The organism is Nostoc sp. (assembly GCF_036917615.1).
Taxonomy (GTDB): Bacteria; Cyanobacteriota; Cyanobacteriia; order Cyanobacteriales; family Nostocaceae; genus Nostoc.
On the sequence record NZ_JBALCZ010000061.1, the window covers coordinates 1 to 22,930 of the forward strand.

Here is a 22,930-nt window from a genome sequence, read left to right on the forward strand (position 1 = left end):
CATCGACAATAACATAACTGCTCTCGGTTTAGCCTATAACCTGAGTAAAGCGAGACTTAATTCTCTTTAGATTTTCTTTACGAATCAGCTCTTATCGTACCAAGTGGCCGCTATTGATGAAGATTGTCTGCGCGGTGATTCTTGATGGATTATTAAAACTTTCACCAGAGGGTTTCCAGAATCGTTTTATCCGAGAATCCCAGAAATCAGAACCAATTCCCTGGATTGACTGGATTGAAGAAGAAATTTTGGATTGGATGACAGATTACTATAACGAAATTGTTGATTACTACCAAAGTACTGTCAGGCAACAGAAGCCTCTCCTACTTTACCTGACATAACTTTTGTAATACCTTAGGACTTACGCAATAACCCTCTGAAAGTCTTATTCCTTTGTGTCCTTCTCTACGAGACGCTACGCGAATGCGTTCTTTGCGGTTCGTTTTTTCATGATTTTGCGTAAGTCCTAATGCCTTAGTAATCAATTGCTACGACTGAAAAATACAGCAGCGACAATAATTAAACCTAAAAGTACCAAGGGAACCCAGAGATTAGGGATATCTGACAAACTCATAATTAATTCAAGAAAGTAGGACTAAAAGATTTAGCTGCTCGTTACAGCAGTTTTCATGTATTTGAACCACATCTTTCGTAGGGGCACAGCATTGCTATGCCCGTAGAGCGTGGTCTATTTACCTGAAAATAGCTGTAATAACTGTAATAATGCACAAGTTGTCGTTACTTAGCTAACTTTTGTTGTCATGACACAACAAGTTGTCGTTACTAAGTTAACTTTTGTTGTCATGACACAACAAGTTGTCGTTACTAAGTTAACTTTTGTTGTCATGACACAACAAGTTGTAATTACCACACTAACTTCTGTCGTTAGGACAAAAACTTAAATCGTTAAGCCAATACCTCCTTTAGCAAATTCTTCAACAGTTTTCTGTGAAAATTCATGAGTAGCGATCGCTTGCAACATTGCCAATGGTAAAGTCAAATGATCCGCCCCGGCTTGCAATGAGGCGGCTGCTTCTTCGGGAGATTTGATACTAGCTGCCAAGATTTCAGTATCACTGCCTTTGAGGACGCTAGCCATATCCCGGATTAAGGCAATACCGTCACCTAACAACCGCGTAGCACGATTTACATAAGCTATGGCAATTTTAGCTCCCGCTTCCCGCGCGACTGCTGCTTGTGCTGCACTGTAAATTGCTGTCACCGAACAGGTAATTTCTGAGGATAGACTCGCCACCACTTCAAAACCTATAGGTGTTGCGGGAATCTTCAAAATTGTTTGTGAACCAATAATCTCGAAAGCTTTTCTACCTTCAGCTAGCATAAGAGCTTTATCAGGTGCCACAAGTTGATAGTATAACGGGCCATTCGTCAAGGCAAGCAAATTTTTGAGCGTGGTTTCTGGTGGGATATCGCTTTGAGCCAACAGCGTCGGATTTGTTGTAATGCCTTTCACCCATCCCCAAAGCTTAACAACTTCAGCTTCAGATGCGATCGCTGAGTCTAAATAAATTGCCATAATTCGTCCGCTTAATAGTCTTGTTATAACTCTGCATTCATATCAGCCTTTGCCACTGGAAGAATAATAACTCGGTACTTCATTCCTCATCCAGCGATTTGATTATCTCCTGAAATACCTCATGAGCAGGCTCCCCTTTTCCTGCTTTCATCTCTTCGAGTGCCATCTTAACCGCCTCAATAGTCTCAAGCCTTTCAACAAGCTCTAGGAGTTTCTGGTACGACTCTACATCCTGCACAACAAGTTCGGCTTTACCGTTAACAGTCAGTACTATCGGCTGTCCAGTCTCCCGTAGCTGCTCCATAAATTCTGTGGTGTTCCGCTTCAAGTTTGAGAGAGAATTAATACCCTTACTGATATTCAACATGAAACCTCCTATGCACAAAATTTAGTAAAGTTCACTAAATTTGAGGCAAATTTAGTTTACGCTTAATACGAGTGTAATACAAGGGTTTTTAGCGTTAACAGCAACAACAAATATTGCATATTGTGTATTAATAACAACTGAACACAGATATTTTGACATCCTCTTTCAAGAGATAATTTTTGTTATACAGCAGCCTACACGGAGAACTGAATATGACATCTCCAGAAACGGTTACATGGCTACAAGAGCGCACGAGTTTAGGAATTCTCTCGCCTGAAGTGTTAAATGCGATCGCTCAAGTAATTGAAGAACAAGTTGTGCCACCCGAAACTGACTTAGTTAGCGAAGGCACTCCTCCAGAAGCCCTTTATATTCTTGTAGAAGGTCAACTCGAAAGCAATAGCACCAATGAAAGCAATCCAGCCTTAGCTTGTGGATTCCTCCCCGGAGCAGTAATTCACCTCCAAGAATTGCTGTTGGATGAATTAACTTCATTCACAATTACTACGGTAACTGAATGTCACTTGTGGGTTGTACCTGCTGATAAATTTCGGGAATTAGTCAGTCAATACCCCGAAATTGCTCTGGCTTTTTCCCGCCAATTGGTTCAAGAGTTAGCTCAGGTGACATCTGCACTTGGCTATGAACAAGAACGTTCCCTCGCCTTGCGACCATATTTGGTCACCAAAGCGCAACGCGGAATTATCGGTACAAGTCGCTATGCGGTGCGGCTGCGGGAGCAAATTCGAGAAGCGGCTGCTGACCGCAAATCAGTGGATATTTTTGGAGAACCAGGGTTAGAAAAAGACAATATAGCAGCCCTAATCCACTTTGGTTCTCCAAAACGGCGAGAACCAATTATAAAAGTAAATTGTGGTATTCTCCAAACTAATGGTGCAGATTTATTCGGTCGCGCTGGCGGTAAAGCAGGACTGTTGGAATGGTTGGGGGAAGGAACTCTAGTTCTCAACAACATTCAAGAATTGCCCGAAGAATTATTACCTCCGGTAACGCACTTACTCAAAACTGGCACATATACCCCCGTGGCTCGTTCTGGAGAACCAGCATCTGAACCTCGCCCCAGTAAAGTCAGAATTCTGATTGTTTCAGAAAAAACTCAGCCGACAATTGAACGTTCTGTTGGTCACATTATTAAAGTACCGCCGCTACGAGTGCGGAAAACCGATGTTCAGGCACAGGTTGAATATTATACTAGTCTTTACATTCGGGCTAGAGGCGTTGCGAAACCGCACATTACCCCAGAAGCTTTGCGTCGCCTCCAGTCCTATGATTTTCCTGGGAACCTCAAGGAATTGAAAAATCTGGTTGAAAGAGCGATCGTGCAAGCGGAGGGTGCCAATGAATTAACAGAAGAAATTTTCTGGCCAGCGGAAATTAAGAAAAAACGATTTCGGGTGAATCTGTTAAATGCCTATCCTCGTTTGCGGCGGTTTTTACGTAGTCCGTGGTGGCCCGATCGCATTAACTATGGTTTTACTGCAACGGCTTTTGCAATTGGTGTTGCAGTCTTATTTATTGGGCCACAAACCCGCGATCGCAATTTCGTATTAAATCTATTTTGGGCTTGGTGGTGGCCTTTCTTCCTATTTCTCTTTCCCTTTTTGGGACGTATCTGGTGTTCTGTTTGTCCCTTCATGATTTACGGGGAAATTACCCAAAAACTCTCTTTGTGGCTGTGGCCTCGAAAACTCAAGCGCTGGCCGAGACAGGAAGCTGAAAAATGGGGCGGATGGTTCATGTTTGGTTTGTTCACCCTAATTTTCTTATGGGAAGAACTCTGGCATTTAGAAAATACTGCCTATCTAAGCGCTTGTTTGCTGCTGTTAATTACCGCTGGGGCGATGATTTTCTCTGCTCTTTTTGAGCGGCGGTTTTGGTGTCGGTATCTCTGCCCCATCGGTGGGATGAATGGTTTGTTTGCCAAACTCTCAATGACGGAACTCCGGGCACAGCAAGGTATTTGTTCTGCCAGCTGTACCACGTATCAGTGTTATAAAGGTGGACCGCAAAAGGGCGAAGGGTTGGAAACGAATGGATGTCCTTTATACTCGCACCCAGCCCAGTTAGAAGATAACAGAGATTGCGTCCTGTGCATGACTTGCCTGAAAGCCTGTCCCCATCGTTCCGTTGAGTTCAACTTGCGTCCCCCTGGTATTGAACTGTGGACAACTCATGTACCCCGCACCTATGAGGTGGCATTATTGTTTTTGCTGTTGGGTGGGATATATCTGCATCGCTTGCCAGAATTGCAATCTTGGCTAGGGTTACAACTGGATTTAACTCAGTTTTGGCAGCACTTTGGATTATCGCTGCTAGTGTTAATTATCCCAGCGATTTTTACCTTTGCTGTATATGGCTTACTGAAACTATTGAACTTTAACCGGAAACCAAAATCATTTGTAGAGCTTGCCTATGGCTACCTACCATTAGTTTTAGGAGGAAATTTGGCTCACTATCTGCGTTTGGGCTTAGGCGAAGGCGGGCGGATTTTACCCGTTACCTTTGCTACTCTTGGTTTGAGTGGTGAACAATTGCCAATATTGGTTGCTCACCCGGCTGTGATTGCCTTTTTGCAAGGTGCAACGATAATTTTATCAGTGTTGATGACTATGTTATTAACGCAAAAGATTGCCAAGCAACCAGTGCGATCGCTCCTTTGGCAACACCTAGCAGCGATTGGGTTGGGAGTTAGTATGTGGGCGATTATTGTGTTTTAACGAATTACTCAAAAGCTGATCTCGTTTCCAAGTAGAACCTGGAAATGCAATCTCATTGCAGCTCTGCCGCTTTTGTGGGAGGCAGAGCCTGATTTAGGCATTCCTACTCATAAACTAGGAACGAGCAAAGTCCGTTAAAACGGACTATAACCTTTTCTCAGTCGTCTAAAAACGACTTTCGCTATTAGACTGGTGAATTCATTCTCAGGCGGGCTTTTCGGAGAATGAAATAGTCCTGTTGAGCTTCAGATATATTCCACTAGGCGGTTTTTAATCGCCTGGGCTAGGTGCAAAATGTGAGTTAAAAACATTCTTCCCTACGAACGTGATAGAAAATACTCATATGATTTTTCGCTCATAGTGTAAGGATTACAGATAATGCAAGTTCTAAAAAGATCCATCAAACCACAAACCTATATATCGTTCCTCCACATTTACCAAACTACTTGGGGGACTGCTGGTGATATTTGTTTAATCCGTGAATCTGTCGCTAATGAAAGTACAGCGAAGTTTGTCGGGCACAAAATCGAGCTAGTAGTGCCAAAAGGGTTGGAGCGCGATCGCATCGCCAACTGTGCGATCATCAAAGTTGCAGGTAATGTCGGCGACGGACATCCTAAAGAGCATCCGTTGGAATGGGAGGCTTATGAAGGTGTAAATACAGAAATAGCTGAAGCGGCTCTCAAACCTTGGGGCTTCAAGTTAATTGAACTATAATGTGGCGATTTGATCAGCTCAACTCGCTGGCGCCTAGCTGATTACGTTAGCGCAGTGTTAGCGAGTATTTATTCGCGCAGCGTCTCGTAGAGAGGCTGATTACGAATTGGCTTCAACCATGCCTAAGCATCTACACCAAATTACAAAGCGATCGCTCTTATCTGCCTACTTGATTGGACGCTTAAGTATCCAAAAAAGGCGATCGCGCAATCTAAAAAAACCGTTCTAATTCTTCTACTAGCGCCTGGCTGTCTTTCCATAGGCAATACTTGCATCACGATAGATTTTCGCAATGAATGGAGCAGGATGTTTCCGAACAAATTCTTGCATCGGCACAATTGCTTTGAGAAAAATTGCGGCCATATCTGCCCCTGATAAACTTTGGGAAACAAATATAAACATCTTGACCTGAGCGCGTGTAACGGCAATCCTTTCTAATAAATTGTTGCTAATCTTGCCATCTTTGGTCAAAACAACCCAGCCCATTTTGCCGACCTGTGGCAACCAGTCTACATCTTAAGCGCCTTTGTCAAAGTGTTGTCATGGATTTTTATAGTGACACCTGCGGCCCGAAGCGTTTCTACAATGCGTCTGTTACCTAGACATCTATCTATAAAAAAAGTAATGGACTGGGGTTGAATCATGCAACAGCAGGTAGTTCACACCGGATAGCTTCTTCGATCTTGAAGCGTTCGCTGTCATAATCATAAGCGAGATCGTCAATTGAATCACCTGCTTTATAACGTTCTGCTAACACGCGGGTGGTAATTCCTGTCCCAGCAATAACAAGGCGACCAAAGGCGATTCGGGAATCAATGACGACAACACGAGGGCTATCTTCCTCGTGAGAGCGAGTAAAGGGATACAGTTTAATTGCAAGCCCAGTGTCGTCGGGTTCAATTCGCTCAAGATGAGCATTAAAAGCGTCTTTCATCTGCGTTTGCACGCTTCTCGATGCATTAATGAGAGAGCCATAGCGCTCAATGAACAGGTCAACACCATCGGTAAGAAAACTTTCACCAGCAAGCGGGTGGGATGTTTGAAACTGATCCTCAAGGAAATCAAGAGCGGTTCGTACATTGCCTAGATCAATTTTGTGATTTCTGCGAATTGCTCTTAAAACATGAACTTCAATTAGGTTGGTGAATGAGAGGAGTTTTGGCTTGAGATCGCGAATTGGGATAAGGGGTTTGAAAAAGTTAGAACCTTTTGAAATCGGGTAGTGTCGCCCAACTGTCCAAGAACGAATTGTGCCTGCTGGAATGCGTAAATAACGAGCGGCATCGCTAATGGAGTAGGCGGGAATGTCTCTAGGATCGGTTCCTCCGTAAAGCTCGGTCATTTGCGTGCCTGCCAGGGATGCTTAATTTTATTATCTTCGATATCGATACATATTAAAACAAGCAAAGTCTTAGCTTTATGAAAAATTCTTCTTCTTAGTGAAGCGATCGCTTTGTCTCGAAGGCTCGGCTTGATTGGATAGCTAGCTATCCAATTATAAAACAAGCGATCGCACTTTGATTATTGCTTTGACATCTAGGCTGAGGGTAAATTCTTGATTTAATTAAACGTGAATTCGACGAACCTCTCCCAGTCTTGAACTTTAGTTCAAGTCTGTCCCTCTCCGACTCGGAGAGGGACAGGTTTTGCATAGTAAAACCTTCTTAGAGGTCTTTTGATTCGTGTGACTCGTCGAACTCACGTTGATTTAATTACAATGAGTCTTTTAGCTCCGTCAACTAGTCTTTGAACTCCGTTAATGAGTCTTTGAACTGCATTAATGAGCCTTTGATACTCGTGAATGAGTCTTTGAACTCCATTAATGAGTCTTTAATACTCGTGAATGAGTCTTTGAACTCCATTAATGAGCCTTTGATATTAAATACGTTACGATCGCACCTTTACCAAAACCTACCAGCTAGCCTCAGTGCCCTACTAGACAAAACGCACACCAATTGTGATTAGTGTGCGTCTGTGGTTAGATTTTAGAAATGATCGAGGTTAGATTTTAGAAATTATCAAACTTAGCGATCGCATCCTTCATCTTATCCACCACCTCATCGACAGAGATAACTCCCAATTCCCCAGAGGCGCGGGTACGGATACTCAAGGTGTTGGTTTCCACTTCCTTAGCTCCTACCACTGCCATCACAGGTATTTTTTCTTTCTCTGCATTCCGAATCTGTTTACCTAAGCGATCGCCACTGGTATCAACTTCTGCACGGATGCCCAAGGCTCTCATTTTCGCCACCACATCTTTAGCAAAGTCTAGCTGTGCGTCACCCACTGGTAGTAATCTCGCTTGCACTGGCGCTAACCACAAAGGAAAATCGCCTGCATATTCTTCAATTAAGATCCCAATTAGCCGTTCCAGTGAACCAAAAGGCGCACGGTGAATCATCACTGGGCGTTTGCGAACACCATCTTCAGCAACGTATTCCAAATCAAAGCGTTCTGGCAAATTGTAATCTACCTGCACAGTTCCTAATTGCCACTCCCGATCTAGGGCATCACTAAAGATAAAGTCGAGTTTGGGCCCATAAAAAGCCGCTTCTCCAATCCCTTCAAAGTGTTCCATCCCCAAAGTTTCAACTGCACGACGAATTGCACCTTCAGCTTTGTCCCAAACTTCATCAGAACCGATGTACTTATCACTAGCAGGATCGCGGAAACTGAGTCTAGCTTTAAAGTTCTTCAGTTGCAGCTTATTGAACACCGACAAAATCAAATCCACCACACTGAGGAATTCGCTATCTAGCTGTTCTGGGGTAACGAACAGGTGAGAATCATCTACAGTAAAACCGCGCACCCGCGTTAAACCGCCCAGTTCCCCTGATTGTTCATAGCGGTAAACAGTACCAAATTCCGCCAGTCGCATCGGTAATTCCCGATAAGAGCGTAACTCACTCTTATATATTTGGATGTGGAAGGGGCAGTTCATCGGCTTCATAACGAAGCCCTGTTCCAGTGCAGCAGCTTCCTGATCATCTGCCATTAAAGGAAACATATCTTCTTTATATTTCTGCCAATGTCCAGAGGTTTTAAATAAATCTACTCTAGCAATGTGAGGTGTTACTACAGATAAGTAACCCCGTTTTAGCTGTTCCTGCTTGAGGAAGTCTTCTAAAGTACTCCGTAACAAAGTACCTTTGGGTGTCCACAAAGGTAAACCCGGCCCCACTAGATCAGAAAATATAAATAATCCCAGTTCCTTACCCAGTTTTCGGTGATCTCGCCGCAGCGCTTCTTCTTTGCGTCGCTTATATTCAGCGAGTTGTTCTGGGCTTTCCCAAGCGGTGGCGTAGATGCGTTGTAGTTGGGCTTTGGTTTCATCCCCACGCCAATAAGCGCCAGCAACGCTTTCTAGTTCAATTGCTTTGGGGTTTAATTCACTGGTATTTTCCAGATGAGGCCCCGCACACAAATCCCACCATTCATTCCCCACGTGGTAAATCGTGATTGGTTCCTCTTTGATATCTCCCAGGATTTCTAGCTTGTAAGGTTCTTTAATTTCCTGAATCCGGCGTTCGGCTTCTTCGCGGCTGACTTCTTCCCGACTAACTGCCAGTTTACGATTAATAATCTTCGCCATCTCTTTCTTGATGACTTTGAGATCGTTTTCGCTAAATGGTTCTGGATTGTCGAAGTCGTAGTAAAAACCGTTTTCAATCCAAGGGCCGATTGTAACTTGCGCCTTGGGAAACAGCTTTTGTACTGCCATTGCCATAACATGGGAAGCAGTGTGGCGAATCTTTTTTAAGTTCTCCGATTCGCTGGTACGCGGTAAATAAATTTTTTCAACTTGTTCTGAGGGTTCTGACTGATTCGATGATTTTAGCGACATTGGCTGCTGAACCATTGGCGAAGTGATTACAAAAGGTGATTTATCTGAATCTGTAGGCTTATTCAACTATAACGACTTTGATTTTTGCCAGTCCGGCTTTATCTTCCAACTACTGAATTAATTTTTAATCGGGGATAAAGATAAATTTTTGATTGCTTCCCTGAGTGTCAAATTCAGAATTCCACGCGATCGCTAAATTATCTTATGGATTGCAACTCGGTGTCAGCTATTCCTATAGATGCCTCTCCAAAGGAACTGTACAAACCTGATAGCAAGACTATATAATAAATAATGTATTCTTTGTTACATATTTTCTATTTATTTGAATTATGAGAAAAATGTTAAGAAACATAAATAACGTTAATATTAGTAAGCAAGTTGAAAATATAGTTCTTATTTATGTCAAACTCAAATGTACCAGGGCCTGAGTTGCTGAAAACGGTTTTAGAACCCCTGCTAGAAGATTTTCAGCATTGGTTTACGCGATCGCGCCATTTACTCGAAACCGAGCAACTATCATTTATGAGTCACCAAGAGCAATCTGACTTGCTCTTGCGGGTTAAGCAAGCGCAGGATGAACTAAATACGGCGAAGATGCTGTTTAATGCTACTGATAAACAAGTCGGGATTGATATGGCAACGTTAATGCCTTGGCATCAATTAGTAACGGAATGCTGGAATGTCGCAATGCGCTATCGTCAAGGGCGTGAAGTATAAGCAGCAGACGCGAGCATCTGCTAAATTTCAGTAGACTACTTAACGATGTCTAATCACAAGCCCCTTTGCGTCTAACGCAAGATCGTAGATCAGTCGTTAAAGAGATAGTAGAAAATTCTTAACAATTTCTTAACATTCTTGGGATTAACAAAAGAATGTATCCTATGCTACCGTAAGTGGAATAACGGTTGACAAATAGCTTCATATAAATGTAATCGCACAAAAAGTGCGTCAAATGCTTGTCTTAACTGTGAGTCACAGTGCCGGCGAAGCAAAGCGTTACAAAATAAAGTTTTAAAAATTGCTGCTCTGGAGGAAAATCCAATGTTACACCTGCTTTACATTTTGGCTTTTACAATCCTTGCATTTATAGCTGTTGGCAACTTAATTCGCAACCTGATCATGTTCAGTTTTGATCGGGAGCGAACTTACCCGACGAATTCCTCGCCAATGAATAATCAAGGCAACTATGGTTATTATTCATCAAAAAAACAGTTTGCACCCCATCCAGAGTTATTAGATAGCGCGGGCAACTTAATTAAAGAGCCACTTTTGGTAATGCGTTCGATTAACGTTGAAGATGCGCGTCAACATCTCGATGCACTTTACGAAGCATCCCCAGGACATAAAAGTGAAAATTCAGAAGAAGCGTAATAGTTAGGAATTAGAAGTTAGGAATTTGGGTGTAAATTATTGTTGTTTTTACATCCTTAACTCTTCTGTTAGCAAAAATTTCTTACCATGCTAGAATTTGAGGCGATCGTGTCGGTAGGCTGGTAAGTTAACATAGAATCTTCTGTACGTCGTCTACATTGAGCGTGAAAACGACGTGATTCGGATCATCTCGGCTCGGAAAGCGACGCGCAAGGAATGTGAATACTATGAAAGCTGAAGTCTTCAGAAAGCGACTCGATAAAAGTCGTCCAATGACGACAATCACAATTCGCATTCCTGAAGATGTGATTGAGGATTTGAAGCGAGTAGGAGCATTGTTAGGGTTTTCTGGTTACCAGCCATTAGTTCGTGCTTACATCGGACAAGGACTCCGAGCTGATCTTGAGCGACTTGAGGGTGATACTGTTTCTACATTGATTGCGAGCCTGAAACGGCATAGTGTAAGTGATGAGATAATTCGTGAAGCACTCAGCGAAGCTACTGGGCGATGCAGCAACAGTTAGTAATAGCAATATTCCTGTGTCTATGAGTAGCGGGAGTTATCTGCTTGTGTTCAAGGTTACTAGCATAGAATAACCTGTGATCTATTATTTAGAAGTGCATTGACCAGATTTGAGTTCATAGTAGATGGACCACCAGTATCACAACAGGCTCGTAATCGCGGTAAGGGTAATCGGCTTCAAGATTGGAAAAAAACAGTTGCGACAAGAGGCTGAAAAATACTGGTCTTCGGAACAAAAAACAGATCCTGGGTTGGTTATGCTCCAAATAACCTATTTCTATGATTCTGTTCAAATAGATATAGACAATATAGTGAAGCCTATTCAAGATGCAATTATTGGATTAGCCTACGTCGATGATCAGCAAGTAAGCGACCTCCTAGTTAGAAAGAGGAATTTATCAGGTAACTTTAAAGTAGAAAACATGACCTCGACATTGACGGAAGGCTTTGCCCGTGGTAATGAGTTCTTACATATTGTCGTAATTGATGCTCCTGATCAGGAGGTACTTACTTGATGGCAACTTCAACCGTAAACTTAGAAAGAGAGCGATTACTTAAACTAGCAGAGGAGTATCGTGAAAAAGGTTACGAAGTTTTTTTTCATCCAAATCTAGAAGACTTGCCTGACTTCCTTAAAACCTATCGCCCCGACATGATAGTACGTTGGGGAGAAGAAAATGTAGTTATTGAAGTCAAGTCACGCTCCTCACTTAACTCTTCTTCTAATCAATACTTAGGTAATTTAGCTCAAGCGGTAGAAAAACATCCTGGTTGGAGATTTGAATTAGTAATGACCAACCCAGAGGATATAATGTATTCTCTGAAAGCAGAGGGTTCTCTTCAAGAACATGAAATAGAATCACAGTTGCAAGTAGCAAGGCAACTTACAACGCAACATCCAGAATCAGCTATCTTATATTCTTGGTCTTTGGTAGAAGCAACTTTGAGACTTATTGCCCAAAAGGAAGAGCTAAATTTACAAAGATTTGATCCACTCTACTTAGTGAAGCAATTAGCAATTGAAGGTGTAATTTCAAAATCTGAGTATCAGTTACTAATGAATGCACTTCTATTACGTAATCCTATTGCTCATGGCTTCAAAACTACAGAACTTACGCAAAATTCTGTATATGAATTGATCGAGCTTACAGAGCAGCTCTTGAGAACTCTACATATGGGCGATGAAGCAGATTAACACTACGTTGGTTGGAGTGGATGGTAGGACAGACATGCTGCTGAATTTCAGGTGATGCTGAGTGCGATGTCTACGACGGGCTACGCCTACGCACTCAGCATAAAATAGGGAGTGGTGAATTCCCTACTCCCTACTCCCTTTTTATGCTTCGATAACTACCCGGAGATTGCCCCGTTTTTTAGCAACGCGACAAGCAGTCGTAGTACCAGAACGCTCGAATTCCAAATCGAGGATAGTGGGGCCGACTCGCAAATTATGAAATGATAGGCGATTAATCGATTCTGGCAAAGCGGGGTCGATTATTCGCAAGCAGTTATTTTGAGCATCAGGCACCAAGTTGACCATCATTTGCAGTAGTTGGAAGATACTACCAGTAGCCCACGCTTGGGGAGTACAGGCAACTGGATACTGCACAGGGGCATTATCACCGTTCCGTTCGTAGCCGCAGAAAAGTTCTGGAGGACGTTGGTAGGGCTGCTGATTAGTCATGTCAAATAAACCTTGGAAAAGTTCCAGGGCTTGATCGATCAGACCGAGCGATCGCAATCCCATTGCAATCAGAGCGTTATCATGGGGCCAAACTGAACCAATGTGATAGCCCATTGGATTGTAAGCGGGTGACAAATTACTCAGGGTACGAATCCCCCAACCATTAAACATATCTGGTGCCCGCAACCGTTCTGCTACACTATAGGCTTTTTCGTGTGTGAACAGGCCCAAATGCAGACAATGACCAGGATTTGAGGTAATACTGTCAACTGGCTTACCATCTCCATCCAAAGCCAAAGCGCAGAAACCCTGGTCTTCCACCCAAAAATCTCGATTAAAACGAACCTTAAGACTTCTAGCTTCTTCTTGCCAACGATCTGCTAAATCAAGCCGCTTCTTCATCCTAGCTATTTCTGCTAGGCGCATTTTTGCAGCATAGACGTAAGCTTGCACCTCACACAGGGCAATTGGGCCATTGGCTAATTCTCCCTTGTGGTCTACGATACAGTCGCCAGAGTCTTTCCAACCTTGGTTAACAAGACCGCGTTTGGATTTACGGAAGTAACTCAGGTAACTGGTTTGCTTGGTATTGCGATCGATCCACTCCATTGCTGCTAGAGCATTCGGCCAAAGTTGCTCTAGGAGTTCTTGATCGTGAGTCCAAGCATAATGTTCGGCATAGAGCATCAGCCACAGCGGAGTGGCATCAACTGTACCGTAATAAGGTGTGTGGGGAATTTCTTGACAACGAGCCATTTCTCCCAAACGTAACTCGTGCAAAATCTTACCCGGTTCTTCTTCGCGCCATTCGTCGTCGATTTTACCTTGGTATGTTGCAAGTAGTATTAGGGTTTCCTTGGCGATTTGCGGGTTTAACATCAGGGTTTGAGAAGCTGCAATCAGCGAATCTCGCCCAAATAGTGTTGAAAACCACGGTACTCCGGCGGAAACAGTCTTATGCTTACCAAAGGACTGGCGCAACAAATACATATCTTGTTCAGCCCGCTCAATCACTCGATTGAAGGTATTCTTATCTGAGCTAATGCGTGTAATTTGCTGTAACCAGTTTTGCTCCTCCATCAACTCAGCAGCTTTCGCTTGTCCTAAAGTGAATGCGGCGCTGACGGTTGAACTGGACTGGTTGTTTTTCAACATATTTACTCGGTAGCCCAGCTTTTGAGTTTCGTGAGAAGCCAACTCTAGCTGCCAAACCGCAGTGTAACCCTTGAAATAGTCTGGTTGCCGATGCTGGAATACAATACGGGATTCCATCACGGAGCTATCCAAACCTTGATAGGCGAGTGTCAAGGATTCTTCCCTAAAGGCGGATGGCTCTTTGGGTACAGGTGAAACGCCATCGACCAGAGAAAATGTTCCTTCCTCAGCCGTCAGTTCCGCTAGGCGTAAAAGCCGACCTCGTTTTTCTCTGTCATAGCCCCGGACTTCAAATAAATCAAGAAAATCTGCATCAAAGCTGATGCTTAGTTCAAAACTGACGGTTGTTGTGCTGTAGTTAGATACCTCTATTTCTTCAAATAGTGCCCCATTCAACACTATTTCGCGGCGAATTCCGACAGTCTCGGCTTTCAGGCGTTCGTCGATTCTGGGGTTGGTACACAAAACTGAGAGTGAAAACCCTTTTTGGGCAGTACTGCTGAGGAGTACAGGCGATCGCCCTTCAATTTGCAACTCCAAGCGACTGAGAAATCTCGTATCACAACAAAACAGTCCCATGCTGGGATTGCCATCGTTGAGGGAACAGCCAGAAATGTTCCCGATAGTATCTGTCACGAAAAATAAATCATCATCTTTAACCGTCAGTGTCGGTTGTGGTCTTTGACTCACAACACAAGGCCACTCCGGGATAGGTAATTGTTCGGCAGGAATAAAAGTTTTTCCATCCAGAAAAATTTTTTCCGGGGTTATTAGCGTATCCGGTGTCATTAGTCAAAGTTCCGTGTACAGGTCTATATTTTTGTGGTCTTGCGAGTAGAGGTCGTTGACCCTCACAAATTCTGGAAAAAAGATGCTCTCTAAAACTCGTTTGAGCCATTCGAGCCAAAATAATCCTTACATACTGCTGACAAAATAGCAGCGTTCAAATCCATATAAGCAAACCTTGATAAAGATAAATTTATATTTTATAAGTCTAAAGTCAAGACTGAAAACCGAGGATTTTGAGATAATTCATTAGTCATTGAACATTGTCAACAGACAAGACATCTAGTATACTCAGCAAAATGTGAAATTCACACTTTTTCTTGGGTATAGAGAGCATTTGTTTCCTACTATTATACGATTTTGTCTTAAATATCTTTGGTATTTGATTAGACAAATTTATGATAATTAATTAATTGATTAAATTTAGTCACTAATTAGGGATTAAATTATGTGAATGTAGCAGTGATGATTTTTGGGTAAGAAAATTTCTTTAGTGACCAGAAATCAAGGTCGGCATAGTAGGCAATGTCTGTCTTGAAAAGTGGCGCTATGCACAGTCGTTGGCGCAGCCTCTCGTAGAGAAAAGGCTGCGCTATCGCCTTTGGCGTCTCCCCTTCTCCGATTCGTGAGAGACTAACGCCTGCCTTAGGATGCCCAAAGGGCTGTAGGGAAAAGACTCGGCTTAAGTTATCTACCAAACGCTTTGCGTAGCTTGCTTGTATTGTAGGGGTACGCTATCGGCGTCGCCTGGACTATCAATCAACGATCAGTAGTTATTAATAAACACAACAGTTAAAACCATACAATAATTAGTCTTTTCGTACTTAGTGCTGAAAGATTTTACCTGTGCAAGCATATGGCAAAGTTAATTGAGAATGTATATTGGGCGTAGTAGGCTGTGAATCAACAAATCAAGTTGTACGCACTCTCCTATTTGGTAACAAAGTGTTGCGCCTGCTTTGGCGAAAAGTGCTTTTTAGCGTTCTTTACATATTGCAACTGTCTATTTAACTTGAGAGTCTCTTGGAATTTGTACAATGCAGCTGTGACGTGGATCTTATCGAGGTTGAGCGTTTAACAATAATTCATGAGCATTTCGACTTCTGTGCTGAGTGATCTGCTAAAGTCCCTACCCTACTTGCGGCCCCAGCTATATTTTAAGGCTTCACTAACGGCTCTCTCCCACGCGATGGAAGATCAAGTTTTGGCTGCGACTTTAGCCCAACCCCTTGTAATTGCTAGTTTCCAGCGAGAGCGATTTTACCGCCAAGAAGCTCATCGCTACCAGCGACTTGCCTTGCGAAGTAATCAAATATACGTATTATCTGCTCCAGAAACGGATTTCACTAACAGTTCGGAACACTACGAAAAGGTCGCTTTTGACCGAGAGGATGGCTTAAGTCAAGAGTGGCATTTGGTAGTGATTGCTGACAATTATGCGACTTGTCTGGTTTGCCGGGAAAGCCTTGGTTCTATTGCTAAAAATAAGCAACTACCAGAACTAAGCCCTAGTCTGGATATAGACACAGCACGAAGATTTGAGGGAATTTGGACATCGGAAAGGGGAGTTAGCCTGAAAGCAGCCGAATTGCTGTTAGACAGGATTTTGGTTTACAGACCAGAACTGGCAAGTAAAATTGAGGAGGCCCGTCAGAGGTTTAGCATCGGGGAGCCGAGAAACTACTCTGGAGCAGAACAAATCAACGAATATGCTTGTGACATCGATACAGATCCCTTTGTGCAACGGTTACTAACTTATTTGCAAGCTAGCCAGTACAAATTGCACAAAGCCTACCGTTCAATCGCTGCCCAAGCACGTAAAGAACGATTAGTCAACTCGATTAGCACTGCCATTCGGCGATCGCTCGATCCTCACGAAGTTCTCCAGGTGGCGGCACAAGAATTAGGACAACACCTAGAAGCTTGTCGCTGTTTAATTTACCGCGCTCAAGCCTCAGATAGCCAAGCGATAATTGAACACGAGTTTTTGACTCCTGGTGTTTTATCTGTTTGTGGGCAAACCTGGGAGTTAGAGAAAAATTCCCTATTTCGGGACATAGTGGAACAAGGGGAAGGGGTTTGTGTAAGCGATACGCTGACTGACCCTCGCGTTACCAATTCGCCAGGACTCTCGATGATCGCCAAAAAGTTTGCCATTCGTTCTTGGCTGATGGAACCAGTGTTCTATCAGGGGCGATTATTGGGCATTGTGGAGTTACACTATTGCCGGATGCCACCGCACGAGTGCCAACCTGGGGAATTGGATTTGATAGAAGCGATCGCTACCCAAGTGGGAGCGGCTCTCATCCAAGCGGAAGCTTACGCCAACCTAGAAGAACTTAACCAGCAGCTAGAAGCCCTAGACCGCACCCGCAGCAACCTCATAGCCATCACCGGACACGAACTGCGTACCCCCCTATCTACAATTCAAGTGTGCCTGGAAAGTCTGGCTAGTGAGCCGGATATGCCCTTGGAATTGCAGCAGGTCATGCTTAACACTGCTCTTTCCGACTCGGAACGGATGCGAAAACTGGTACAAGATTTCCTCACACTTTCCAACTTGGAAAGCGGTCGGGTGGAATGGCATCCAGAATCCCTGACTTTACAAGAATGTGTGGATTTAGCACTCAGCCGAAATCGGACGCGTTCCTCAACGGAAAAGCCGCCCCAAATCAAAACTAAAATTGCCCAAAACCTACCTTTAGTCAGAGCTGACGGCGATTGGCTAGTAGAGGTACTGGCAAAACTTATGGACAATGCTTGTAAATTTACGCCACCCCAAGGAGAAATCACTATTAAAGCGATTCACAACAGCCGCCAAATGGTCGAGGTGACTGTGGCTGACACTGGACGTGGCATTGAACCGAATCGTTTAGAAGTAGTTTTTGACCGCTTCTATCAAGAAGAGGGAGCGCTGCGCCGCACCACTGGCGGGACTGGACTTGGTTTAGCAATTTGCCGTCAAATTGTTAATGGCTGGGGTGGGCAAATTTGGGCAGAGTCAACTGGCAAAGACCAGGGTAGTCAATTTCACTTCACCATCCCGATTGTTCAGAGTAGCCAAGACGAAAAGCGGACAAAAGTCAAGAGTAAATAGGTATTGGGCATGGGGCATTAGTTTTTGACAAATGACTAATGACAAATGACTAATGACTAAAAACTGTTACAGTCTATGACGCGATCGCAATATGATCCTGGTTGCGGTGTTAGGATTCCCTAAAAACGTTGAGAGAACACTTTATGGCAGAAACACTCTCTGGACAAACCCCGCTATTCGGTGGCAGCACCGGTGGCTTGCTCAGAAAAGCAGAAGTAGAAGAAAAGTACGCTATCACTTGGACTAGCCCGAAAGAGCAAGTATTTGAATTGCCTACAGGTGGTGCTGCTACTATGCGGAAAGGTGAAAACCTGCTGTATATAGCTCGGAAAGAATATGGCATCGCTTTGGGCGGTCAGAAACTCCGGAAACTCAAAATTACAGATTACAAAATTTACCGGATTTTACCCAATGGAGAAACTACTTTAATTCACCCCGCTGATGGTGTCTTCCCCGAAAAGGTGACTGAAGGTCGTGAAAAAGTGCGTTATGTCCCACGCCGGATTGGGGAAAACCCCAGTCCAGCAGAACTCAAGTTCAGTTCTAAAGCTACCCACGACGTATAGAGACTAGGGACTGGGGACTGGGAACTGGGGACTGGGAACTGGGAACTGGGTATTAAGAAATCCTTCTGATACTCAATCCCTAATCCCCAATCCCTAATCCCCAATCCCTAATCCCCAACCCCTAATCCCTAAGCAATTTATGGTATTCCCCGATTTCTCTGAATTTTCTCAGCTAGCTCTACAAGGTAACTTCGTCCCGGTATATCAAGAATGGGTAGCAGACTTAGATACGCCCGTATCTGCTTGGTATAAAGTCTGTGCAGGTCAGCCCTATAGCTTTTTGTTGGAATCGATAGAAGGCGGGGAAAAGCTGGGACGCTATAGTTTAGTAGGCTGTGATCCGCTTTGGGTTTTGGAAGCAAGGGGCGATCGCACGACCCAGTTAAACCGTGATGGTTCGCAGGTAGTTTTTGCAGGCGACCCTTTTATAGCTTTAGCCGAATGTTTATCACCTTTTCACCCAGTCAAGCTACCACAGCTACCGCCAGGAATTGGCGGTTTGTTTGGGTTTTGGGGCTATGAATTGATTCGCTGGATTGAGCCGCGTGTGCCAATTTATCCACCAGATGAGCGAAATATCCCTGATGGGTTGTGGATGCAGGTAGACCACCTATTGATTTTTGACCAGGTGAAGCGGAAAATTTGGGCGATCGCTTATGCTGATTTACGTGATCCTAATGTAGATTTTCAAGCAGCCTATCAACAAGCGGGCGATTGCGTCACCCAAATGCTCGAAAAGCTATCTCTACCCCTATCACCGCAAAAAACCAGATTGGAATGGAATCCGCCTGAAAGTCGCGTATCTAAAGAAGCAGAGGAATACACCAGCAACTTTACCCGCCCTGATTTTTGTGCCAGCGTCCAGAAAGCAAAAGCTCATATCAAAGCAGGGGATATTTTTCAAGTAGTTATTTCCCAGCGACTATCAACAGCATACACAGGCGATCCCTTTGCCCTTTACCGTTCTCTACGTCAGATTAATCCTTCGCCTTACATGGCTTACTTTAACTTCCAAGATTGGCAAATTATCGGTTCCAGTCCTGAAGTGATGGTGAAAGCGGAAACAGATCCAGATGGTGGAGTGATAGCAACGGTACGGCCGATTGCAGGGACACGTCCACGGGGTAAAACCACTCAGGAAGATGCAGCCTTCGCCCAGGATTTACTCCAAGATCCCAAAGAAATTGCCGAACATGTGATGCTTGTGGATTTAGGACGAAATGATTTGGGGCGTGTTTGTCAAAGTGGTAGCGTCAAAGTTGATGAATTAATGGTAGTTGAGCGCTACTCCCATGTGATGCACATTGTCAGCAATGTTGTGGGTAAATTAGCACTTGGTAAAACAGCATGGGATTTACTGAAAGCTTGCTTCCCAGCAGGTACGGTAAGCGGCGCACCTAAGATTAAGGCGATGGAAATTATCCACGAGTTAGAGTCTAGTCGTCGGGGTGTTTATTCCGGTGTGTATGGATATTACGATTTTGAAGGACAATTAAATACTGCGATCGCAATTCGCACAATGGTAGTGCATGATCAGACAGTGAGCGTACAAGCTGGCGCAGGTTTGGTGGCTGATTCTGAGCCAGAGAAAGAATACGAAGAGACGCTGAATAAAGCTAGAGCTCTATTAGAGGCGATTCGTTGTTTGCGTTGAACTAGAGACTAGAATTAATTGCACATTGATTTTTGTTGGTTAATTGTAAAACCGGGCTTGATGCAAGTACAATAACAGTTCGATTTGCTGTAGGAGAATCCAGACCAGACTTTAAAAGTTGATATACCAATATACTTCTATTTTGAACCACATAAGTTCTACTTTGAACTGCAAGATGTTTGGAAACTATAGCGCTTCTCATTTGGATGCAATACGCTCTGACCTCTCTCCAAACCTCTCTCCTAAAAGGAGAGAGGCTTTGAATCTTACTCCCCTTCCCTACAAGGGAAGGGGCTGGGGGTTAGGTCTGTATTCTATGCAATTGAGAACCGCTATATTTGTGCTACTTCTAAGCCCACGTATTCACAATACCGTGACAAATTGGGAAGGTTTATAAATTCAATTAACATCAAACTTTTTCCAAAGCTAAACAGAGTTTTTTAGACAAGAGTGAAAAGTTAAAAGAAGTCCTGGTATCTAAATCCAAGACCTCCATTGAAGTTACTACACACTAGAAGTGAACAAACTTGCTGATCACAATTGGCTGAAGTAAATCGCCCAAATAATTCCACTTACTCCAATGGCAATTAAAAGGTTAGTGAAAAACCTGCCGAATTCAATTTCTTGTCCCAGTCCCTTGTCGTCTTGACCGCCACTGAAAAACAATGACCACGCTTGATTTGCATTGATGGTCTCAAAGTTGTTGAAATCAGGTCTAAAAATGACTGCTCCAATCAAATCTTTTCTGGGATAATCAAAATCAGTTTTCATAAGTTTGCCCTTAAATTGTTTTATTTTTCGTAAATCTCAAAGTGTCTTCTCTAAAGGCTGGTTAGCCATCCAACCAAACCGTGTCCAGTGAGAACTTCCAAACCTATGAGTGAGACAAAACCAATCATTGCCAAACGACCATTGAGTTTTTCGGCATATTGGGTGAAGCCTGTCTGTGGAGTTTCATCAACATAAACCTTGGGTTCAATCGCAAATCTGTTAAGTTGACCGCGTTCGTTAATGGTAAAGCCTCTATTTGTCATCTTTTACTCCCTATTTTTGCTATCTGTAAATGAATATTAACTATTGTAAATTTTTTTTGCACTTACTTGACAGGGCAAAAAAAGTAGTAACAACCGTACTAAGCAAGTAGGGTATTTTGGATTTGTGGGAGAAGTAGGCGATGTGTACTACGGGCTACGCCTACGGAATAGGTTCCATTAAAGATTGTTTATGGAAATTTGATACATCTAGAGACGTGCCGCAGCTACGCCCGTCGTAGACATCACTCTGGGAAGTCTATACACACAAAGGCATCAATTGTGTTTAATCTGACTTCAGTAAAACTTATCATCTGCATAAGCATAAATTATCAATTTAGAACCGAGAAAGTATTGCTTCTTTGTAACAAAGTTGTTATGTTTCTTTACATAATGATACAAAGTAACGTAAATGCGTTAAACCACTGTTGATCAAGGTTTTTTAAATAACTATGCAGTTGAGTCTGCGATGTGCTTTGCCGAGTATTCAAACTCAACGGCAACAGAATCGCTATGCCTTTGGTAGAGCCATGTTTACGGACAGGCTACGCCTTTGCAAAGATTGTTTGTCTTCTCATTACTGCTGAGTGCCTTTGTTAACAGATAAACGTATTTACCTTCCGTCTTTGCACATTTGATTTTTCAGATTCGATAGAACTGTAATTTTCTTTTTGGAATTTCTGCTATGTCTTTTACCATCCAGTCGGCTCAAAGTATTTTTCCCGGCACCCTAGTTGCTGACGTTGTTCCAACTGTTATCGAATCATTCTCTAAGCTCAATGCTGAAGACCAACTAGCATTACTCTGGTTTGCCTATACCGAGATGGGTAGAAGTATTACAGTTGCCGCTCCAGGGGCAGCAAACATGATCCTCGCACAGGGCTTAATGGAACAAATTAAGCAGATGCCTTTTGAGGCTCAAACGCAAGTCATGTACGATTTGGCTAACCGTGCTGACACTCCCCTGTGCCGTTCCTATGCATCCTTCACGGTGAACATCAAGTTGGGCTTCTGGTATCAGTTAGGAGAATGGATGGCTCAGGGAATCGTTGCCCCTATCCCAGAAGGTTACAAGCTTTCTCCTAAAGCTACCGACGTGTTGCAAGCAATCCGCAATGCTGATTCAGGTCAACAAATCACGATCCTACGCAATACCGTAATTAGCATGGGATTCGACCCGAACGCTCCTGGTAGTTACAAAAAAGTTTCAGAGCCTGTGGCTCCTCCGACTGCACAAGCATTTCGGACTAAGGTAACCATTGAGGGCATCAACAATGCGACGGTGCTGGGCTATATCAACAACATGAATGCCAATGACTTTGACGCATCTGTTGCTTTGTTTACCTCTGAAGGTGCCTTGCAACCTCCCTTTGAAAGACCGATTGTTGGTCAAGAGGCAATCCGCGCTTATATGCGTGAAGAATGCCAGAGTCTGAAGATGATACCAGAGCGCGGCGTATCTGAGCCACTGGAAGATGGCTACACGCAGGTTAAAGTTACAGGCAAAGTCCAAACCCCTTGGTTCGGTGCCAGTGTGGGGATGAATATTGCATGGCGGTTTTTGCTAGATCCCCAAGGCAAAATTTTCTTTGTAGCGATTGACTTGCTTGCTTCTCCTAAAGAACTGCTCAATCTAGTACGTAAATAGAGTCCTAGATTAGTCGCTGCTTAAGCGTGGATGAGTGAAGGAGCGTCACCGAATAGCCCGTCGTAGACATCGCCACCTCACCACGCTTAAGCAAAAGAAACTGATCACGATAACCACTTCATTGACACCTTTGTCGTGCGATGGTTGTTGAAAGCAACCGATTCCATCGGCTACCTTTGCATCGGGGTAAAAATGCGTTCACGCACATTTTT

The 22,930-nt window shown here is 43.5% G+C and carries 20 protein-coding genes; 12 read left to right on the top strand and 8 right to left on the bottom strand.

The window, feature by feature from the left end; all coding sequences use genetic code 11:
* The first annotated feature begins 116 nt into the window (after positions 1 to 116).
* Positions 117 to 341, top strand: a complete 225-nt coding sequence (locus tag V7K85_RS21345) for a hypothetical protein (protein WP_334816313.1) — start codon at positions 117 to 119, stop codon at positions 339 to 341.
* Positions 342 to 898: 557 nt separating this feature from the next.
* Here the strand turns inward: V7K85_RS21345 and V7K85_RS21350 are convergent.
* Both V7K85_RS21350 and V7K85_RS21355 read right to left on the bottom strand, forming a co-directional pair.
* Complete coding sequence (locus tag V7K85_RS21350; RefSeq protein WP_334816315.1) at positions 899 to 1,537, bottom strand: transaldolase family protein; 639 nt, start codon at positions 1,535 to 1,537, stop codon at positions 899 to 901.
* 79 nt (positions 1,538 to 1,616) lie between these two features.
* Complete coding sequence (locus V7K85_RS21355) at positions 1,617 to 1,904, bottom strand: type II toxin-antitoxin system Phd/YefM family antitoxin (protein WP_334816316.1); 288 nt, start codon at positions 1,902 to 1,904, stop codon at positions 1,617 to 1,619.
* A 212-nt stretch (positions 1,905 to 2,116) separates the two neighbouring features.
* Here V7K85_RS21355 and V7K85_RS21360 point away from each other — a divergent pair, with 212 nt between their 5' ends.
* Together V7K85_RS21360 and V7K85_RS21365 are read left to right on the top strand one after the other, a co-directional pair.
* On the top strand, positions 2,117 to 4,642 hold the full coding sequence (locus tag V7K85_RS21360) for a cyclic nucleotide-binding domain-containing protein (RefSeq protein WP_334816318.1): 2,526 nt from the start codon (positions 2,117 to 2,119) through the stop codon (positions 4,640 to 4,642).
* Positions 4,643 to 5,020: 378 nt separating this feature from the next.
* Positions 5,021 to 5,359 (top strand): hypothetical protein, encoded by a 339-nt coding sequence (locus tag V7K85_RS21365; RefSeq protein ID WP_334816320.1) that lies wholly within the window; start codon positions 5,021 to 5,023, stop codon positions 5,357 to 5,359.
* Between the two features lie 237 nt (positions 5,360 to 5,596).
* On the opposite strand, the gene V7K85_RS21370 is transcribed toward V7K85_RS21365, so the two are convergent.
* The 3 genes from V7K85_RS21370 to thrS all read right to left on the bottom strand — a co-directional run bounded on the left by V7K85_RS21370 (position 5,597) and on the right by thrS (position 9,218).
* Positions 5,597 to 5,845 (bottom strand): hypothetical protein, encoded by a 249-nt coding sequence (locus V7K85_RS21370; RefSeq protein WP_334816322.1) that lies wholly within the window; start codon positions 5,843 to 5,845, stop codon positions 5,597 to 5,599.
* A gap of 154 nt (positions 5,846 to 5,999) precedes the next feature.
* Complete coding sequence (locus V7K85_RS21375) at positions 6,000 to 6,701, bottom strand: DUF433 domain-containing protein (protein ID WP_334816324.1); 702 nt, start codon at positions 6,699 to 6,701, stop codon at positions 6,000 to 6,002.
* A gap of 666 nt (positions 6,702 to 7,367) precedes the next feature.
* Positions 7,368 to 9,218, bottom strand: a complete 1,851-nt coding sequence (thrS, locus tag V7K85_RS21380) for a threonine--tRNA ligase (RefSeq protein ID WP_334816326.1) — start codon at positions 9,216 to 9,218, stop codon at positions 7,368 to 7,370.
* Positions 9,219 to 9,602: 384 nt separating this feature from the next.
* On the opposite strand from thrS, the gene V7K85_RS21385 reads away from it, so the two are divergent.
* The 5 genes from V7K85_RS21385 (at position 9,603) to V7K85_RS21405 (ending at position 12,292) form a co-directional block, all read left to right on the top strand.
* Complete coding sequence (locus tag V7K85_RS21385) at positions 9,603 to 9,920, top strand: DUF2605 domain-containing protein (protein ID WP_334816328.1); 318 nt, start codon at positions 9,603 to 9,605, stop codon at positions 9,918 to 9,920.
* Between the two features lie 324 nt (positions 9,921 to 10,244).
* Positions 10,245 to 10,574, top strand: coding sequence for a DUF2973 domain-containing protein (locus tag V7K85_RS21390; protein WP_334816330.1), 330 nt, complete (start codon positions 10,245 to 10,247; stop codon positions 10,572 to 10,574).
* Between the two features lie 227 nt (positions 10,575 to 10,801).
* Positions 10,802 to 11,098 carry a hypothetical protein gene (locus tag V7K85_RS21395; RefSeq protein ID WP_334816332.1) on the top strand — a complete coding sequence of 99 codons (297 nt, stop codon included), beginning with the start codon at positions 10,802 to 10,804 and terminating at the stop codon, positions 11,096 to 11,098.
* A 124-nt stretch (positions 11,099 to 11,222) separates the two neighbouring features.
* Positions 11,223 to 11,612 carry a RusA family crossover junction endodeoxyribonuclease gene (locus V7K85_RS21400; protein WP_334816334.1) on the top strand — a complete coding sequence of 130 codons (390 nt, stop codon included), beginning with the start codon at positions 11,223 to 11,225 and terminating at the stop codon, positions 11,610 to 11,612.
* A complete protein-coding gene (locus V7K85_RS21405) occupies positions 11,612 to 12,292 on the top strand; it encodes a hypothetical protein (protein ID WP_334816609.1) in 681 nt (226 codons plus the stop codon). Before V7K85_RS21400 ends, V7K85_RS21405 begins: the two co-directional genes overlap by 1 nt.
* Before the next feature lie 141 nt (positions 12,293 to 12,433).
* Here the strand turns inward: V7K85_RS21405 and V7K85_RS21410 are convergent, their stop codons facing one another.
* Positions 12,434 to 14,725, bottom strand: a complete 2,292-nt coding sequence (locus tag V7K85_RS21410; protein WP_334816336.1) for an amylo-alpha-1,6-glucosidase — start codon at positions 14,723 to 14,725, stop codon at positions 12,434 to 12,436.
* 1,084 nt (positions 14,726 to 15,809) lie between these two features.
* Between V7K85_RS21410 and V7K85_RS21415 the strand changes: the two genes are divergently transcribed.
* The 3 genes from V7K85_RS21415 to trpE all read left to right on the top strand — a co-directional run bounded on the left by V7K85_RS21415 (position 15,810) and on the right by trpE (position 20,039).
* Positions 15,810 to 17,819, top strand: coding sequence for a DICT sensory domain-containing protein (locus V7K85_RS21415; RefSeq protein WP_334816338.1), 2,010 nt, complete (start codon positions 15,810 to 15,812; stop codon positions 17,817 to 17,819).
* A 143-nt stretch (positions 17,820 to 17,962) separates the two neighbouring features.
* Entirely contained in the window at positions 17,963 to 18,385 is a 423-nt protein-coding gene (locus V7K85_RS21420) for a photosystem I reaction center subunit II PsaD (protein ID WP_334816340.1), read from the top strand.
* A 139-nt stretch (positions 18,386 to 18,524) separates the two neighbouring features.
* Positions 18,525 to 20,039, top strand: coding sequence for an anthranilate synthase component I (gene trpE, locus V7K85_RS21425; protein WP_334816342.1), 1,515 nt, complete (start codon positions 18,525 to 18,527; stop codon positions 20,037 to 20,039).
* 534 nt (positions 20,040 to 20,573) lie between these two features.
* On the opposite strand, the gene V7K85_RS21430 is transcribed toward trpE, so the two are convergent.
* The gene (locus V7K85_RS21430) at positions 20,574 to 20,810 is read right to left on the bottom strand and encodes a hypothetical protein (protein ID WP_334816344.1); all 237 of its coding nucleotides are present in this window, start codon (positions 20,808 to 20,810) and stop codon (positions 20,574 to 20,576) included.
* Positions 20,811 to 20,860: 50 nt separating this feature from the next.
* Entirely contained in the window at positions 20,861 to 21,073 is a 213-nt protein-coding gene (locus tag V7K85_RS21435; RefSeq protein WP_334816346.1) for a high light inducible protein, read from the bottom strand.
* A 682-nt stretch (positions 21,074 to 21,755) separates the two neighbouring features.
* On the opposite strand from V7K85_RS21435, the gene V7K85_RS21440 reads away from it, so the two are divergent.
* Positions 21,756 to 22,718 carry an orange carotenoid protein N-terminal domain-containing protein gene (locus tag V7K85_RS21440; RefSeq protein WP_334816348.1) on the top strand — a complete coding sequence of 321 codons (963 nt, stop codon included), beginning with the start codon at positions 21,756 to 21,758 and terminating at the stop codon, positions 22,716 to 22,718.
* Positions 22,719 to 22,930 lie beyond the last annotated feature (212 nt).